Origin of the sequence: Mesorhizobium sp. B264B1B, from assembly GCF_020165765.1 — a bacterium.
Taxonomy (GTDB): Bacteria; Pseudomonadota; Alphaproteobacteria; order Rhizobiales; family Rhizobiaceae; genus Mesorhizobium.
Genome location: NZ_JAIUIS010000002.1, coordinates 123,875 through 141,622 on the forward strand (window position 1 = coordinate 123,875; position 17,748 = coordinate 141,622).

The following is a 17,748-nucleotide window of genomic DNA, read 5'->3' on the forward strand; positions in this document are numbered from 1 at the left end:
AATGACTACTGACTACTGACTACTGACTACTGACTACTATTCACCACCCCATGCCCGTGACATGGCGCAGCCAGAAGGCGAGCGCGATGAAGCCGATGATGGTGGTGACACCGGTCCAGTCGATGTTGGCGTTCTTGACGCTCCTGATAAGCTTCACCAGAAGCATCCAGGCTATGACGACGATCGGCAGGATGATGACAAATCTGATCATGCGGCAGCCTCGCCCAAGCGATTGCACCTGCCGTAGATATAGGAAGCGAATTGGCCGTTTTCAGGATGCCGTGCCTGTTGCCCGGCAGCGTTCATGAGCGCCTCAAAACCGACATTTGTCTTTACTGGCGCCGCAAATATGGCTAACCGGTGCCGCATGCCCTTGTAGCTCAGCTGGTAGAGCAGCGGTTTTGTAAACCGAAGGTCGGCGGTTCGATTCCGTCCGGGGGCACCAATAAAATCAATCACTTAGCTTATTTTATTGCCTGAGAAACCCTAATTCTTACTGCGCCGGGTAACGCTGTGGGTAAAGCCGGCTGGGCTTTTCATAATCGAGTATTGCCCACCGTCCCCGCCTTTGCGAAGGGTATTCGAGTCCGGCTCACGGGAGGCAGCAAATTGATTGATGGAGAATGGATTAGCCTCGGAACGGCGTTTCGGCAAATCTCCAAGGCGCTCAAAGATGTGGACGTGGCCGAATGTCGACTGCTTGAGGCTTTGGCCGATTCTAAAATTAACGCCGTCGCAGAGCTCTTTCGGGTCTTCTGGCTGGAAGGCGGCGACGACGATCGAAGTGATTTTGCTATTGTGGCTTCCGTTTGGAGAAAAGCGAAACTCGGATTCGGCAAGAATGACGTCGAGTTCGATGTAGGCCACGAACCTCCCGGCTACTACTACCTTTTTGATGGAGAGCTCAAATGGCACACCCCATCTACAACAGACGAATTGTGGCTGGAGCCGGGCGCGGACGCGCAAGGTTCGACTAAGGGATCGGACTTTGATGGTGAAATCGACCAACTCGATGATGAACCCAGGTCATACAAAGCGTTTGGGGTGCGTTTAAACGCTGATCAAGTCTTTAAGGAATTTCCGACGGCTCGCCCGAGACCCGTCAAAACGCACCAACCTGCTCTCGAACCTCCGGTCACGGTCAACACCAACCAGACCGAAGCAAAAATCGCTCCGGGTGCAGGCGACGCCCTGGCAAAAGACTCTCAGCATTCTTCCAAGATCGGAGCCCGTGTTGGAGCTCCCATGATACACGATTGGGTAGCTGCAGCGGCTTATGTGGCCGCCTACCATGTTGCTGAAGGATCCTGTCCGTCGACAATCGAATTGGAGATGTTCTTCAAGCTGGAAACGAAAAGCGTTCCTGATCGGAAGGATCTGAGAAAATTTATCACAACATTCGACAAGATGTATGAAAAACGAATGACGACGAAGAGCTAACGCGCGCATTTCCCCCCTCGCGTTTACCCTATTTCCCCCGTTTCCCCCCTCTCACGATCCTGCCGCTGGTCTACACCTCGTCGCAATCAACAACGAGGTGCACCATGACATCACCGGAGATCAGATATTTGAACGCAAGAGCGGTTTGCGCGCGGTATGGCGTGAGCCCGATGACCCTATGGCGATGGGCCCGAGACAAAGACCTCGCTTTCCCGTCCCCGATGTACATCCAAAGTCGCCGCTACTGGAAAGAGACTGCCCTCTCCGAATGGGACGTTCAACCTCATGCGCGACCAAGAAACGTGGCCGGGAGGGAAAGCGCCCCACCGTAAAGGTACTGAGGGTGAGCGATTTGATCGACGGATGAACCATCAGGAGCTCCCGGTGCACGCAATCAATCCCTAAGAGAGGACAACATGTTCAAACTGCAAGAAATAACCGCGACTTCATGCAGACCGCTCGAAACCACCCTTACGGCCGAGATGGTCTGCGTCCGCTTCGAGATCAGCGAAAAGACCCTATGGCGCTGGCAAAAAGATGCAGCGCTTGCCTTTCCCGAGCCGACGTACATGCAGGGCCACCGCTTCTGGCTCGAAAGCGACGTTGCCAATTGGGACACCAAACTTTGGGGCCAAACATTCTCGGTCAGTGAAGAGTACTCGTCGAAACGATAGCCACTCCATCTATCGGCTCAGCTTTTCGTCAAATCCGACGGCCGGCTCGCTGTAGCTTGTCCTGGGCGGTTCCCAGCTTCAATTAACATCAAGGTGAACACATGCAATCCCTCAACCAGTGGGAGGAGGACGCGCGATCTTTCGAAACGCGGTCATTCTCCAAGAACGAGGACCAAATACGCCTCGAACTGCTCCAGGCCTGCGCGAAATTTCGATCGCGAACCAAAGAACTTCAAAGGCTTCTGCGCCTCGGTCTGATCAGCCCGGAACCACGATCCACCTTGGCTTCCTCTCTGCACATGAGGGAGCTCCGCGCCGAAATTATCGGGGCTTTGATCGAGGCGGTTGAGAACATCCCTGACGATGACCTCAACGTCGTTACCGTCATCAACCGCCACTGGCTCTACAGCCCAGCAGCCCTCGACAAAACCAGCGCAGCAGCAATCAAGCGCGAGTTCCGAACCCATCTCGAAAGAGCCGGCATACTTGCCCAGAAAGGCCTCCTAGTCGGATTCCTCCACGGTGAGTTCGAGCCGACCAGCCGGAGATATCAACTCCACTACCACCTCGTGACGACACGCCAAAAGGCTCAGGCGATCCGACCCGCACTTAAGGGTCGCTGGGGTTACGAGCGCACGTTCACGGGAGCAGCTCCTATCGTGGCGCAACCAGTGAACGATAGGAGAAAGCAGCTGTCCTACCTCTTCAAAGCTTTCTGGCCGCAGAAAGCCGTCGTTGAAGTTAACGGCAAGAAAAAAAGAAGGCGAGACGGAAATAGAATCGTCCTCCCCTACCACAACCAAGCTCTTGCCTGGCTGCACAAACAAGAGCTGGCAGATGTCATGATCGCCAACAAGTGCACGTATCGATCAGGGGATTTCCTTCTCTCGCGATAGCTTGTGTATTTCTCGATCGGTCGAAAACGAGCGTGAATCATACAAACACATACTCAGGAGGTACATCGCACAGCATACTTATAGCCTTTTAACGACAACACTGCGTCAGCCTAAACGTCAATCAACAACCCCCTTCCGAATTTTATGCTTATCACCCCGTCGAGGTGGGAAGGTGGGAATTATACGAAAAATGAAAGGGAAGTCATGACTTTAGAATCGAACGGATCGGGTCCCACAAGCGAAAGAGCTGGCACTGCCAAACACAGCAGCGCGATGGAAGCGCCTTGCATTCTCGACCTAGTCGAGGACCAGAACAGAACCCATTGGGTGAACTACGGCACCGCCTCGCGCTCGACTTGGTTCTCGCTGGAGGAGCTTCTTGTCAACGAGAAGGCAGTTTTTGCCAAGCTGAGTGGCCCGGGTAGCACGCTGTTGATGACCAAATCCAAGAACAGTTTCAAGAAACTCATCGAGGATGCGTCGGATTACAGGCCGGCTAATGTCGCTGAGCATCCGGGCTGGTGCGGTAAGTCATTCGTCTTCGGTGACGGGACGATAGCTTCTCCGAAGGACCACGATGAGAAGATTATTGTCGCCTTCGAGATCAATCCGAAATTCGCTATGGCAGGCACCCTGGACGCTTGGTTGACAGGAGTCGGACGGGTGGTTGCAAACCAGCCGCTACCATTGGTCATGCTTGCCTACGCGTTCGTGCCTGCCCTTCTTCGCTTCATTCCAGCTGGGATTTTCAATCCGCAGATTGAGTTGGTTGGGGAGCCCGAGACTGGAAAGTCAACGCTCGCAGTTCTGGCGGCATCGGTTTGGGCTGGGGATCCGGACAGCGACACAGGTGGTGGTGAGACCTGGAACCGCACCTTAGGCAGTCTGGATCCATTGAAGGTCTCGCATTCCGACATGCTCTTGATGCTGGATGAGGTCAACATGGCTGGCGGCAACGCCCGCGAACAAGCCGATCTAATCCGAGCGGCCAGCTTTCGGTTCGCTTCCACTGGGACCAGGGAGCGGCTGGCTGGCCCCGTGATGTCTTCCGACGTCCGCATGGCCCTGCTGAGCACCAGCAATGAGGCGCTCAGTCAGTTGATCAAGGCGTCGAAGACGGTCCTAGGGGCCGTGAGCTCTCGGGTGGTGACGATCAACGTCAGCAAAGCGAGCGGAGTACTGGATACAGTTCCCGACCGCTACGAAGATGCGAGCGAAGCTGCAGCGGAACTTCGCAAAGATTGCGCTCGAAACTACGCCCATCCTGGGAGGATCTTTGCCGCCCGGCTGGTCGAAGCTGCAGCGGAGGACGAGGATAAGCTTCGAAGGCAAATTGCGAAATGGATGGCTGCATTCTTCGAGCAGCTCAGACAGCGTCGTGGAACTGACGGTACATCCGAGCGCGTCAAAACGGTCTTCGCGATGATCTTTGCGGCTGGCACGCTCGCCCGGAGATGGGGGCTGTTGCCTGAGGAATGGGGGGGCCTGACGAAAAGCCTGCTCAATGTGTTTGACCGGATGGAGGGGCGATCGGTGAAAACCGGAGGCACCGCATCCTCCGCCCTGGAGCGCGTGAAGAAATACGCTCGGGAGCAGGGCGACGCCATCGTACGGGTCAAGACCATGTCAGGTCCCGTGAGCTTCAAGAAATTTAGTGGATCGCCAGGGTACTTACTCCGCCGGGACGGAAAAAAGGCGGTGCTCATCCCGTCAGAACGGTTTCAGTTGGAGTTCGTGGACCACAAGGCCATGTTGCAGGAGTTGCGCAGGCTCGGCTTGGCCAAGACTGAAGGCGGCAAAAAGCCTAAGCTGACGGTCAAGACGCCTTCAGCAATCTGCGCAGAAGGGCGAGTCTACTGGATACTACTCGGCTCCGACTGAGAACGTTACCCTGCACATGGGCCTCGCAATCTTCTCAAGGGTGCGACGCTCCTCATCTGCCTTCCGACAGAAGTGGCTGCTCTGTCGGAAGGCGCTGCCGCAAATTGGCCGGCCTTCTATTCTCGCGGGGCCCGACATTTTGTCGGCTTTGCGCCTTGGTCGTTCGATTTGGTCTTGATCGATTGAGATCTAGAAGGTGAGCAGAACGGTACACCTATGGAAGGGTCGTAGCTTCGACCGGCATTCGCAACAGCTCTCCTCAAGTCGGCGCCATCTTCAACCAATAGTCTCGATGCCAGTTTGTGAAGAAGATGGGAATGGTCTCGCCCGATACCCGATCGACGGCCCGCGCGATCCCGCCATCGAGCCAGGTCGATCCATCGGATTGCGCTATACGGTGCGGCGTCCACCGGTCGCGAAGTGCTTTCGTAACGTCGGCGCGGCTCAACCGCGTACCAATCCCGTCGTGGTTGACCTTTGAGAGGATAAGAAGGTTGCCGGCATGGCGAGCGCCACTAGCCGACGTCTTGTCGGGGTGATGACCTTCGAGCATACGGATGCGATTTTCTGCATGTTGCGCATAAGATCCGACCGGCGCCAGTTCCTCGGGCGATCGGCGGGCAAGCTCGATTTGACAATGCGACGCATAATGATCCGTCTTCAGCTGCACGCGTTGGATATCCTCGGCGACCACTGGTTGTCGATTGCTTCCGTTGCTCCGTGACGTGTTGCGGATGCCGCCGCCGGAATATAGCTCGCCCGGGTTTGGATTGTTACGATTCGGATCGGGCTCCGATCCTGGATGCGGCCGCGAAGATTCGCCGGCTTTTTCCTCGGCGGATTTCTCGTCATAGCCGTCCTGCTCATCGCTGTCTGATTCCTGTGTCGCCCGAAAATCGCGGGTGCGGTGGCGAAGCGCGTCCTTCAGGACCGAACTCAGCCATCGGAGCCGGGGCGTCAGGAATACGATGTCTGCGATGGCCTTCATCAGCAGGTCGTCGAGATCGCCGTCGCGATCGAGCCAGATTTCGTTCGGCAGTACTACCCATTCGCGTGCCGCTCGATATTGGCGGCCACGCACCTTGAACTGGACGGTCAGACCGCTCGCGATCACTACCCGCTTGATTGCTAGCAACCGGCGTTGGAACTGCGGTTCGATTAGGCTCTGAGAAACGTCGAATTCCTGCAGCTGCTTCCGGAACAACTTGCCGGCGTTCGCGCCTGCCATTGCATAAACGGTCTTGAGATAACTCTCAGAAGCAAGTTCCTGGTCACGGCCAGCAGGGTTGACTGGCTCCGTTGCGAGCGACGAAAGCACCGGGATCTGCCAGTGCCGTAATTCATCGGCGATCGGATTTCGAACGTTAGGGACGCTGTGGATCGCCAGCCGCAATTTTGGATTGAGAGTGTCGCCCCGGATTGCCTCGGCGAGCTCGGGCAGGTCATCGACAACCGCGACACGACGTGCAATCGTGACGGTGAGCAGTTCGACCCCGCCATTATCTTCGACCGGGATGCAGCCCAATTCGGGCGGCCGAGTCAGCCATGTGTCGACGCCTTTCGGGTGATGAAGGTGCCGCATGATACAGCCGATCTGGGCGGTTTGAGTCTCCTGGGGCTGCGCATTGAGCCATTCGAAATAGGCGCGCGAAGTCTCCGGAGTCGGAATGCCGCGGATGACGCCGGCCCTGCGATAAAGCTCTTGGACGTTGTCGGCCAGGCCTTCACCGCTAATCTGGAGCTTCCATCCGCCCCAGAGTTCGCCGAGATTGCCCTTGAACGCAAGACGATCTGGAGCGACCAGGCCGTTCCCAAAGGGCAAGCACGGTATCTGGGAGACGTCCGATACGATCTCGGGATCATCGGCCTCGGTGATGACCGCCAGTCGCGGCAGAAGCGCACGCTCGTTGCCGGGGTCATTGCGCAACGCGTCGAGGACCATCTGCGCATTCGGGCTGCGCGCTGGCGGTATGACGGCATCAAGGTCGAGCGTCGGGCGATCAAGCACATCCTTCGGCTGAAGCACTAGCCGGGCGGTCTCACCGCTGTCTCGAACGAGCACTTTGACCGGCTTCACCTCGCCCGCGAGGCTGAGCCCGACCGCGCTCACGCGTACCGAGCGCAGCACTCCTGCTCTCCGCTTCGAACTGACCAGAACTGCGAGCGCAGATTCGAACTCGTGAAAAGCGGAGCGCTCACCCGCCTCCAGTGGGCGATTGGTCGGAAACGCCGCAAGCCGATCCGAATAGAAGGCCATAACCTCGGCTGAACTTGGTTCGTCGCGCAAGGTCAGCCGGGCGCTGCTGCCCTTGAGCTTCTTACAGAGCAAGCGCACCTCGCGTGTCGGTCTGGCGATATGGTCGCCGAACAATCTCGTGACCTTGGCTTCCGGCAAGCACAGGTCATCGAAGGCGCGCACCGTACCGTCGACCGCGGGCCAGATCGGCAGGTTCTTGACCGCGGGCCAGTCGTCACGGGCAAGCTCGTCTGGATTGGCGGCAAGCCAATTGAAGAAGCGCTTGCGGACCGCAGCCGATTTGTCCGCGAGATCGCCATCGCGCAGCAGGTTGCGTAGTACATAGCTTTCAAGATGCCAGCCTTCGAGCTTGAAGACCGGATGCCCGCGGAGATTAGGATGGATAGTGGGAGGAACATCGAGCTGAAGGGTGGATGGAATTGACGCGCCACGCTTCAGCCTCGTCAGAGGATGAACTATTCCCTCGCCGTCCGGTAGGTACGCGGTGGCGCCGCTGGGGCGAACGGCGACGGCGAAGCCACTCAAAAAAGGATGCAGCGCGTCGAGATGCGCTTTCGCGAAGGTCGGATCGCCCAGCGATCGAAGCCGTTCCGCCTCGCTGCGCCATGGGAAATGTTCGGCGTCAGAGGCCGCCAGGCGATCCAGCACATCTTGTCCGTCGTATCTTAGGTGATCGTTGCCCCATCCGGCACAGCTTCCGGCTGCAAGCAGCTGGACCAGCGCTGCAGGGGTCTTCGGATCGAGGATAGGCAATGAGGCGGGGGCGGCTTTAGCCAGTGCAGCTGACCATTCGCCCAATCTCCCTTTATAAACTGGAACGGCGAGCAGCGACCCTTTCTTGTGGCGGACAGGCTTCCCCTGCGCGTCGATTGCTGGGAATGCGCGAGCAGCCAACAGGCGGTTGGCAAAGGACAGCAGCCGTTCGCCGGAAAGGGTGCCAAGCAGTTCGAGTGCCTTGGCGCCGTGGCGCGGGATGAGCAGCTTGGCGAGGACGTCGGCAAAGAGCGCATCGGATCCCAAAATGATCGCATCGTTCCATGTTCCCGATTGCGCCGCGAGTTCGTGCCGTTCGGTGTCAGAGACAAACGCCCCTGAGTAGTGCACGGCGGTTCCGCTCGCTGAGGCGGTTTCATCTCCCGGATACGCAACGGGATAACGCAATCGTCCCGTACCCAGTCTGAGCTTGCCGGCCGCGTCCACGTCCCAGGCCACTTCGATCACGAGACCGCTGCGGGGAAACAGCCGCTTGCCTGCCGATCGGTATTCCGTCGACTGGAAAAACCGAGCTTTGCCGGGTGACCGTCCGGTCGATAGCGTGAGGCAAGCCTGCTCGCGTTCGAGCAGCCGCTCGCTATCTGCGAGAATCTCGCTGCACTCCCGAAAGTAGGTGACGAGCCCTGACTCCCGGCGCAGACGGCCGGCCCTGAACACGAAAGTATGCGAACCCAATTTGTGGTGCGAGAGGACCACCTCGTATCGCTCGAGCATCCCTGGCCGCATGACGCCCAGGAGCCGTTTGGGCAGCGTAGCCACGGCCTGATTGAACACCTGCTCGATCTGCGGGTCGGTCACAGCCGCGAATTCGATGGCCTCGCCGTGCGGCACCGAGAAGCGACGGCGGCGATAGGGAACTTCGATTTGGGTGCCGCGAGCTGGCGCGCCCGGATCATCGCGCGGTGGGACGCGTACACCGGGGTAAGGAGGTTTGTTGTCTCCGTCCTTGAACAGTGTTTGCAGGATCTGCTGGCCATCGGACCGCAGCGTAATCCTATTGCCGAGTGTGAAGCACGCCTTGAGCCCATGGTTCTTCACCCCGAACATGCCAACTTTGGCCGCGACTTCGTGGCCTGCGCCCTTGATGTAGCTCAACCGCTCCCATCCAGCCGCGTCGATTGGATCCCCGTTTCCGAGACAGACCAGTTGGTCGGTTTGGAACCGGATTTCGGTTCGCGATGACCGCGCGTCGAGTTCATTAACGATCAGCTCTACGAGGAGGTCATCGCCGCGTAACCCATTCAGGAACTGCCAGAACTCGGGCGCCTGGTCAGTCTTCAGAACGAACTCTTCCGCCTGGTCAGAATCAAGAAGGGGCTCGGGCGGCATCAGTTTGCTCCGAAGGTTTGAGAGAGCGAGCTTGAGTCCGCAACGGGTCGCGAATAACAGTTTCGGCACAGGCGTCCGAGGTCGTCGAACGTCGCGAAGGCTCTGCCGCGCTTAGTAAATGCTCGCCAGTGACGAAGGCGCGAGCGCTTTCTATTTCCGGTCCCACTGATTCCCCCCTGTAGAACGCCGGCGGGTCTGTACATAGCCTACTTTGAGGCCGCATGCAGCTACCAGTATCTCGTCATGGGTCAGTCTTCTTCGGCGAAAGACTGCTTTTGCCAAACTTTCTCTCGAAAGCGGAAGAGCAGCGAGCGGCCCATCTCACTAGGGGCAGCGATCACTTGAACCTGATAGTGTAAAATGGGTATTTCACACTGAAAGGGAGAGCCGACTGGCAGGGAAGTCCGCGTCTGTCACATTTCTTGTCATCCCAAGATCGAGATGACAAGCCAAATCAGCATGTTGCGCTCGCCTCACAGTAAGCTGCTGGTTAGGTGGTGCCTGGATTACACCGTTGGCCGCTGGACCCCTTTGTTCCCGGTGTAGTATGTATGGCGGATGGGGCCTCCGCCTGAACGATCTTTCACTAGCAAGCAAATGGGTGATGCGGCGGAAATGATCGTCGCGGCGGAACTCACCTTGGCGGGCGTTCCCGCGCTGAAGGTGCCTGATAACTGGCCGTCGTACGATGTGATCGCACAACCAGTCGACGATGCTCCCCAAAGGATATCCGTCAAAGCGCGAACCTTCAAGGCAGGCGCGGCCTACGTCCAATACCTCGCAACCGATGTGTTCGATTGGCTGGCAATTGTGATCTTGGCGAATGACGGCACTAACATGAGGTGGATTTACCTGGTTCCCCGTTCGGTCGTGGACAACGAGGCGCAACGAAACGCTCCGGAGACAAAGACAGCAAACATCCGCTATATTCCGATTAACCAGGTCGAACGAAGGTTTGGACAATACCGCGACAATTTCAAACTCAACTCGACTCCTTCCCTGGCGAGCGTTTCACTTTGAGCTTGGCTTGTCGGGACGCCTCATTTCGTACCTCCTAGTAGGCGATACGCAAGAGAGGGCGCCTTTGTGGCTGGCAACGAACTTGTCCGCGAACTTTGGCTAGCTAAATTGGGTCCAAAACGGGGTTTTCCGGAGTTCCAACGTCGACTTCCCCGTCTGATCTACGCGCATTGAGGCATCTGGCTCTATAGGATCGTGCATCCGACAGTTCTCGCTCCAAGTATGAAACACGTTGTCGGCGGTAATGACACTCGCCGCGATCTTGTTCTAGAGTTCCTTGACTTCGTTGACCAGTCTTCTCAATTGCTTCGCTTTTTTTCCAGGAGCCGATCGCTGGGCTGTCGACTTTGAGCTCGATCCTACCGCATTTTTCGCTTTGCGGCCGGTCTAAGATATACTGAGCCGACGCCGCACCCCGACGGCCAAACATCAAATTGGCGTGCAAAAGTCAGAAAATTTGCCCGATCTCGATGCGGGCGCCCTGATCCAGCTTCGAAGCAACTATCACAGGCCGCGCATGCAGGAGGAAGCAACTCCTAGCTACCCAACTCGTCTTTGAGGCGAACCCATTCGGATTTTAGGAGACGCCTAGCGATAACTACCATCTTTTGATCGTTAGAGGCGCGACTCTTTTCATCCGGGCTTCGCCAAATATCTTCCATTGCCTTCAGGAGGGCAGCCGTGTCGGGCTCATCGGGATTTAATAGCAATTCGATTTTGGTTGCTAGTGCAGCCAGCCTTCTTTCGTCTCCGGCAGAGCGGCCTTCGCCATTCGCAGTGGTCATAAGAATCGAGTGATGCTCGCACAGCGCGTCGACCACTTTGTCGATCCATTCTTGTCTAAAACGCGCAATACCATGCCGGCCGGCGTTTTTGGCGTTCATCAGCGCGGCATTCGCAGCGGTCAATGCGGCCGCTGCTTGTTTCTGACCTATAAAGAACTGGATCCCGGCCACGACAGCGGCAACAGATGCAGCGCCCCAAGCTGCAAGGGCCGATAGCGTTTCTGGGAGCATTGGTTTCCTCCACGTTCCAACTGCCCTGACTGCCGCAGCGGCGGCTAGGCGGATTGCTATGTGATAGACCGCGAGCCCTGGCTCGGCAACGTGCGAGTGCCGCTCTAAGAAGCCCGACCTCTCGGAGAGGAATTATTTAATTGTTTCCTATTTTTGCCGTGCCAGAACAGCCCGGAATAACGCTGAAAACTGCGGTTACAAAGTAGGTCTCGGGCGAATACTTCACAGCGCAAGCACCGGCTTTTTCCCGGAAAACATCTCAGTGTGAAACTGAAATTTCACGCTGAGAACCCCCTCTACAGTGGCTGCTGATATTCAAACTTGGTCTTTGAGGTGGAATCTGCAACATGAGGGTCAGTCAGGCTCCTAGTTCGCTTTCCGCTGAGGCGAATTCTCAATCATGAGCAGATCGAGTCCTCCATTGACGTGCAGTTCACCCCCGCAATGTCCTGAAGGTCGCCATACATCCCTGCCGTAGCCCCAACCACACAGCGAATTTGCTGCTCGCGCTTCGCCCACAACCTTGTCATATAGTCTTGCGCCGTTCTCGAGGTCCTTCAGCATATCAGTGAACTTCTCGAATGTTCATGTTTGGGCGGCTACGTCTTGGCGGCGCTCATAACTGCCGCTAAGAGATGCGTAGGCTCCGAGCGCTAAGCGAGAAAGCACGCCTGCCAGCGGAAAGACGTTGGATGGAACGCAAGTGAACGAAGAAACGCCTGTAGATGCCGCTGAGGATCCCATGTTCGAAATCTACTGTCAGGATACGTCTGCGTAAAATCGCGAGCGGCGACAACTGGGCCCCTGACGGTTACTAACCCAGGATCAGATCCACCCTTGGCAGAGTCGTCTCAGTGTGAAAATGGTGATTCACCCTGAGTCCCTCCACCTAATGCCGATTATGGTGTCCACAGCAGACGTTCGCACATTGTAGCAGCACGTTATTTGCACCGCCTTTCGTGATGATGCAGAAATGCAACCTCACCGCCATGCTCTCCGACCTGGCTTTCATCGCCTAGCTGCTGCTGGGCAGTCCGACGCTACGACCCCTGCTTGACATCTCCGAGAGAGGCACCCAACATCCCGGCTTCCAAGCTGGCTATGAGGGTTCGATTCCCCTCACCCGCCCCACCTTTTAGATCAACGGCTTAGAAGGTGTTTCTGCGATTCGAAGTCGAAAAACGCGGTTTTTGCCACAAAAAAATGCTGTCCCCTGTAACCCGCAGAAATCCGCCATTCTCCGAAGCGGTCTTTTTCTGCATGTGGCGAGTTTGTGGCGAGTTTTGCGAAAACCTTAAAGGGGCGAATCAGGCCGTCGTGTTTGCGGCGGGAGCGAGCGGCGACAATGACCGGGACATAAGCGGGAGCGGCGACAATGACCGGGACATAAGCGGGAGCGGTGACAATGTTGACCTCGGCGGCCATTTTGTTCTATGTTTGTTCACCAAGTGGCTACGCTTCGCAGTGACACCAGGGAGGCCTCCACACCGCAAAAGTGCGCACTCTTACTCATTTATTATCTTTAGTGATGACTGGTGCGTACCTTTGCGCTACCCTGTGGCAGAGCCGCTGGGATGACGCCTATGACAACTGTGAAGATTTCCGTCCTCCTTCCAAAGGATGAGTCGGAGAGGTTTGACGAGTACTGCCGGCAGGAAGGGTACAAGAAAAGTACGCTCGTAGCCCGGTTGATAAGGGAGCATCTGGATAAGCACGCTTTCCATTTGCAAATGGACTTTTTGAAGAACGGGGAGCGCGACCATGCCGGCAAAAAATAATAATCATAGGAAGCCGGCAGTTACAGCACCTATTTCGATCGAATTGTTCGCGGGGTGCGGTGGCTTGACTCTTGGCCTGCACAACGCCGGGTGGAAAGGGTTGTTCGCGGTCGAACGGGACCCGATGGCGGCTGAAACGCTCTTTAAAAATACCCTCGGCCCTGACGCTCTGTACCCGGCATTTGCAGACTGGCCGGAATGGCTGCCAACTCAGCACCTTGACCTTGTCACATTGCTCGATGACAAAGCGATGCGCAAGCGGTTAGCCTCTTTGAGAGGAAGCGTAAATCTCGTGGCAGGCGGGCCGCCTTGCCAGGGGTTCTCAGTGGGCGGGCGCCGTGACGGGCAGGACGAACGAAATTACCTGGTTTACCGCATGCTGGATTTTATCGAGATCGTTCAGCCCGACGCCGTATTGATCGAAAATGTGGAAGGCATGGGGCGCAGGTTTGTTTCCAAGCCGGGTCAAGCCAAGGCTTCCGTAGCCGACGACGCTATCGCGCGCCTGGAGAAAATGGGCTATGTGGCGGCATTCCGTGTTTTGGACGCAACCGCTTTCGGGGTGCCGCAAACGCGCAAGCGAATTGTGATTTTCGGCTTCCGCCAAGAAAGCTCCAGTATTACGGCAGCGAGCTTGGGAGAATTGATGACAGCCGAGCTGAGAACGGCTGCGGCTGCTATCAAATCCAAATACGGGCTGCCCTTGAATCGCCCCGTGACCGTTGCGGAGGCCATCCACGACCTTTCTGGTGACGATAGGGTAGAGTGCCCTGATTCGCTCAAGTTCGAGGCGGCCCCGTATGTTCCCGCCAAATCCCAATATGCGAAGCTGATGCGAAAGGGCGCACGCAGCGGGACGGTTCCCGATTCACATCGCTTTTCCAAGCACGGCCTAGGTATTCAGCGCTTGTACAAGCTCGCGCATAAAACCCAGCCCCCCGGCAGGCTTTCAAAGCAATTCCTGCTCGACAATGGCACGAAGAAAGACAAAAAGGTGTTGCTTGATCCCGATGCGCCGGTCTCGACCATTACAACTCATCCTGATGAATATATTCACTACCTGGAAGCGCGTAACATAACGGTGCGCGAGATGGCGCGCCTGCAATCGTTCCCTGACGATTTCAAATTTTATGGCCGCTACACTATCAATGGGCCACGCCGCCGTTTCGACGTTGCGCGTTGCTCACAGGTAGGCAACGCAGTTCCCCCGCTGATGGCCGAAGGCGTTGGCTTGGCCCTGAAAAGCATCTTGAGCATCCTGCGCTTCAGCGCGCCTGTTCCGGCAAGGCGCGAAACGCGCCGCGAACTGAGTGCAGCATAGCTTGGCTACAGTCGGAGGGGCACTGCGTTTGCCGGCTTTGGGGGAAATATGGGACTTTTGAATTTACTACGGTCGAAGACTCTTGCCGACTTTGAAAGCAGGAAAGCCGCTGCCCAGGCGCTGCTGCAAGACATTTTCTCGGAAGCGTTGTGGGGCATAGACCTGGAGTGCAGCGAGTACACCGCTGACAACAAGAACAACCTTTGGAACAACGAGCTGCGCAAGCCGATTCGACACCGGCTCGAGAGCAGCGGCCTCGGCATGGCGGATTACGCAAGCTGGCTTGGCGACATCCATTTCATCAACATCGGAATTTATAGGAAGAGTGTATTTCCTGCGCACAAAAGCAATATCGGGTGGCGCGTCGCCATTCTCGCCATGCCTGCTGCGCAGGTTGTTGCGACGGGTATTGCCTCTCATTACCAGGGTGGCCAGAAACATGGCCAGCTGGGGCTGGCCTCGAACCTGCTGTTCGATGCCGCCCGCGAGGGGCTGGCGGCGAGCGAGACGGGCGTATCATTGCCTGGCAGGAAGGTTAAGCCGGACGATTGGGACCGTGACGGCTTGATTGAAGACCCCGTCCTGAAGGTCGCCGGCATTGACCTCGCCACGATTCAAGGTGTGGACAACCTGATCCTGAAAGACGTGCGGACGACGACGGCCAAGAAGATCATCGCATCGTATATTGACATCGAGCCTCATGCTGCCGGTGTTACGGAACAAGCTTTGCTTGATAATTTGCGGGCACTCGAAAAGTCCGCTTCCGCCCTGGCAACAGGTGTTTACCCCTTCCGCTCTACCGACGAATTCGAGCCGGTCCGCTCACTAGCGCTCCAGGACCTTGCCGCCGCCAGCCTGCGCCTCCAACTGCGCCGGAAATCGTCAACGCGGTCTGTCGTTCGCATCTATCATGGCCCGCCCGGCACTGGAAAAACCTTGGCTGCTGTCCAGGAGGCCGTCAAACTTGCAGACGCTGCATTCAACGAAAAGGACGGGCCCGAGGCAGCGTTCGCGCGGTTCAACGAATTGGGAGGGCAAGTCGCCTTCATCACCTTCCATCCCGCGCTTCAATACGAGGACGTGATCGAGTCAATACGCCCGGTAGTGGGCGGCGCCGCGGCTGCTGGCGACAGCGATGCCGCTGACGAGGAAGACTCCACCGGCGATGAGGCCGGACCGGAGAAAGAGCCGGATGAAGGTGATCTCGCCTACCGGATTCATGAGGGCCTGTTCCTGCGCATGATCCGAAAGGCAGCCCAGGACCCGGGCAAGGAATTCGTCATCGTCATAGATGAAATCAACCGGGGCGACGTGAGCCGCATTTTGGGGCCGCTGCTTTCCGCGCTTGAAGCCGATAAGCGTGTCGGCGCTGAATTCCCGATCGGCGTTGAGTTGCAATACCCGAGGGCTGAGCAGCTGGAGAGCCGCCTGTATCTCCCGCCAAACATACACTTCCTGGGGACAATGAATTCTGCCGACCGCAATATCGCGCTGGTTGATCACGCCCTGAGGCGCAGGTTTGACTTCATCGCATGCCCGCCTGAGCCCGCGCTGCTTGGCAGCACGACAGGTTCTGAGCCTATCGATATGTCACGCCTGCTGACCACGCTCAACGCGCGCATCGAGCACTTGCTTGATGCCGATCACTGCATTGGCCACGGCTATTTCATGGGCTGTAAAAGCACTGCCGACCTTATCGAGGTCTTTGCGAGAAAGATTATCCCGCTGCTGACCGAATATTTCTACGGCAGTGCCGGCCTCATGCTGCTGGTATTGGGTGATGCCCCCGGCGAGCCGTACAACATTTTGCAGGTGATAGAGCCCGAAACTTCATTCGATAAGGTCTTCAATATCGACCGTGATGTCGCGTCAAAACTGGGCTATCGCGCACATGAAGTTGCGATTGGTTTCCGGCTGGATCCCCGCTTTTGGGACCCGGGCCGCGCGATATCCGGCCCGCAGGATGAGGCCTACGCCGCAAGAGCCATCACAAAGATTTACGAAGTTGCTGCGGCGGCTCCGCTTGCGGAAAATGGATAATGTCGGACGGGAAAAGCCGGCGCACCATCAAATGTGAAGAATGGGAACCCGTGCGCATAGGTGTTCCTGGCGCTCCACTGTCCTTTGTCGAGCTGGAACAGATATTCAAGAACTGGAAAGCTCGCACCGGCACCGACCCCGCCAGTTATTTTGACCTGCGTGGCAACACCCTTGTTCCGAAGAACTGGTCCGGGGTAGCGCCCGGTGATGATGTCCAGCTTGAGGTCGCGCCTATCGGGTCTTCCAGCCTTGGCTCGGAAGAGCGAGTCGCCCTGGACCGCAACATCTCATTGATGCTTCAGGCGAATCTCACCGGGGGTTCCATGGAACTCGCCGAAGGCGACGTAACACAGGCAGGTGAGCGCCTGCATGCGCTTCTGCTGGCCTTTTGCCGCCTTCTTGCCAAAGCCCGCCGCCGGCAGGTTATCCGCAAATACGCCCCCACCCGAATGACAACCCGGTGCCTCCGTGGCAGGACAGTCTTTCCAGCCCAGGCATTCGAGTCCATACGACGCCCGGGCCATTTCGTTTCCGAGTGGGTAGCCCTTGACGAAGACACACCGGAAAACCGGTTCATCAAGGCTGTGCTTGCTAAATTCCGCCCGCGTGTCTCAGGATCGGTTCGCTATAAGCTCGATGAACTGCTATGCGACTTTGACAATGTCTCACTCGTGTCGTCACCGGAGAGTGAATGGCGCCGCATTCGAGCTGACCGGCTTCCGCGCGAATATGTAGTGCTGCTGAAACTGGGCAAGGCTCTTCTTGACGGTGAAGCACCCGGACTTTTTTCCGGGCTGGCGAATGCTGCCACCGAGATTGTGTTTACAGCACGGGTCTATGAAGCTTTCCTTGCCTCAGTAATCACCCGCGTCGCCGAGTCACACGGGTACCGCGCCCAACGCCAGCCCAGGGGGCAGTATTTTGGCAAGTGGAGCGACGGTGCGCATTCCGGGCGCCGGGCTTTTGAACTGATACCGGATATCCAGCTTTGCCGCGACGGGGCGAACCCGGTTTCGGTTGTCATCGACACAAAGTGGAAACGCCTTGTCCCGACTTCGGCCCAGTATGGCATTAGCCTTGATGATATTTACCAGGTTGTCACATACGCTGCCCGCTTCGGCCATACTCACGCGATATTGGCGTATCCCTGGATAGGCACTGGCAACCCCTTAGGGGGCAGCGCCCACTACATTTCCCTTCCCATGACGGCTTCTTCAGGTCAGGTGCAGGTAATGATTATCTTTGTACCGATGCTGGAGGATCGCTTTGCTACTTGGCAAAGCCGGATCGGTTCGCTGCTGGATGGCTTTGAGGCAGCGTAA

Annotated in this window: 12 protein-coding genes and 1 tRNA gene; 9 read left to right on the top strand and 4 right to left on the bottom strand. The window is 57.1% G+C overall.

Annotated features, from left to right (window positions below):
* Nucleotides 1-40 precede the first annotated feature (40 nt).
* Nucleotides 41-211: a hypothetical protein gene (locus LB547_RS04350; RefSeq protein WP_140493589.1), complete on the bottom strand. Its 171-nt coding sequence runs from the start codon at nucleotides 209-211 to the stop codon at nucleotides 41-43.
* A 158-nt stretch (nucleotides 212-369) separates the two neighbouring features.
* Here LB547_RS04350 and LB547_RS04355 point away from each other — a divergent pair.
* The 5 genes from LB547_RS04355 to LB547_RS04375 all read left to right on the top strand — a co-directional run bounded on the left by LB547_RS04355 (nucleotide 370) and on the right by LB547_RS04375 (nucleotide 4,891).
* Nucleotides 370-445, top strand: a tRNA-Thr gene (locus LB547_RS04355).
* Between the two features lie 68 nt (nucleotides 446-513).
* Nucleotides 514-1,440, top strand: a complete 927-nt coding sequence (locus tag LB547_RS04360) for a hypothetical protein (protein ID WP_140762167.1) — start codon at nucleotides 514-516, stop codon at nucleotides 1,438-1,440.
* Nucleotides 1,441-1,856: 416 nt separating this feature from the next.
* Complete coding sequence (locus LB547_RS04365; protein ID WP_140762170.1) at nucleotides 1,857-2,114, top strand: hypothetical protein; 258 nt, start codon at nucleotides 1,857-1,859, stop codon at nucleotides 2,112-2,114.
* 101 nt (nucleotides 2,115-2,215) lie between these two features.
* Nucleotides 2,216-3,010: a hypothetical protein gene (locus LB547_RS04370; RefSeq protein WP_140762173.1), complete on the top strand. Its 795-nt coding sequence runs from the start codon at nucleotides 2,216-2,218 to the stop codon at nucleotides 3,008-3,010.
* A gap of 327 nt (nucleotides 3,011-3,337) precedes the next feature.
* On the top strand, nucleotides 3,338-4,891 hold the full coding sequence (locus LB547_RS04375; protein ID WP_181178005.1) for a DUF927 domain-containing protein: 1,554 nt from the start codon (nucleotides 3,338-3,340) through the stop codon (nucleotides 4,889-4,891).
* A gap of 259 nt (nucleotides 4,892-5,150) precedes the next feature.
* On the opposite strand, the gene LB547_RS04380 is transcribed toward LB547_RS04375, so the two are convergent.
* Nucleotides 5,151-9,251 (bottom strand): hypothetical protein, encoded by a 4,101-nt coding sequence (locus tag LB547_RS04380; RefSeq protein ID WP_140762180.1) that lies wholly within the window; start codon nucleotides 9,249-9,251, stop codon nucleotides 5,151-5,153.
* Nucleotides 9,252-9,848: 597 nt separating this feature from the next.
* Here LB547_RS04380 and LB547_RS04385 point away from each other — a divergent pair.
* Nucleotides 9,849-10,271 (top strand): hypothetical protein, encoded by a 423-nt coding sequence (locus LB547_RS04385; protein WP_224655738.1) that lies wholly within the window; start codon nucleotides 9,849-9,851, stop codon nucleotides 10,269-10,271.
* Nucleotides 10,272-10,807: 536 nt separating this feature from the next.
* On the opposite strand, the gene LB547_RS04390 is transcribed toward LB547_RS04385, so the two are convergent.
* Both LB547_RS04390 and LB547_RS04400 read right to left on the bottom strand, forming a co-directional pair.
* Nucleotides 10,808-11,287, bottom strand: a complete 480-nt coding sequence (locus LB547_RS04390) for a hypothetical protein (RefSeq protein WP_140762186.1) — start codon at nucleotides 11,285-11,287, stop codon at nucleotides 10,808-10,810.
* Nucleotides 11,288-12,427: 1,140 nt separating this feature from the next.
* Complete coding sequence (locus tag LB547_RS04400; protein ID WP_140762190.1) at nucleotides 12,428-12,712, bottom strand: hypothetical protein; 285 nt, start codon at nucleotides 12,710-12,712, stop codon at nucleotides 12,428-12,430.
* Between the two features lie 336 nt (nucleotides 12,713-13,048).
* Here LB547_RS04400 and LB547_RS04405 point away from each other — a divergent pair, with 336 nt between their 5' ends.
* From LB547_RS04405 to LB547_RS04415, 3 genes are read left to right on the top strand one after another with little or no spacing between them, the layout of a single operon-like run.
* Entirely contained in the window at nucleotides 13,049-14,386 is a 1,338-nt protein-coding gene (locus LB547_RS04405; RefSeq protein ID WP_140762193.1) for a DNA cytosine methyltransferase, read from the top strand.
* A gap of 48 nt (nucleotides 14,387-14,434) precedes the next feature.
* Nucleotides 14,435-16,426, top strand: a complete 1,992-nt coding sequence (locus LB547_RS04410) for an McrB family protein (RefSeq protein WP_140762198.1) — start codon at nucleotides 14,435-14,437, stop codon at nucleotides 16,424-16,426.
* Nucleotides 16,426-17,748 (top strand): McrC family protein, encoded by a 1,323-nt coding sequence (locus LB547_RS04415; RefSeq protein ID WP_140762201.1) that lies wholly within the window; start codon nucleotides 16,426-16,428, stop codon nucleotides 17,746-17,748. The genes LB547_RS04410 and LB547_RS04415 overlap by 1 nt, the downstream gene beginning before the upstream one ends.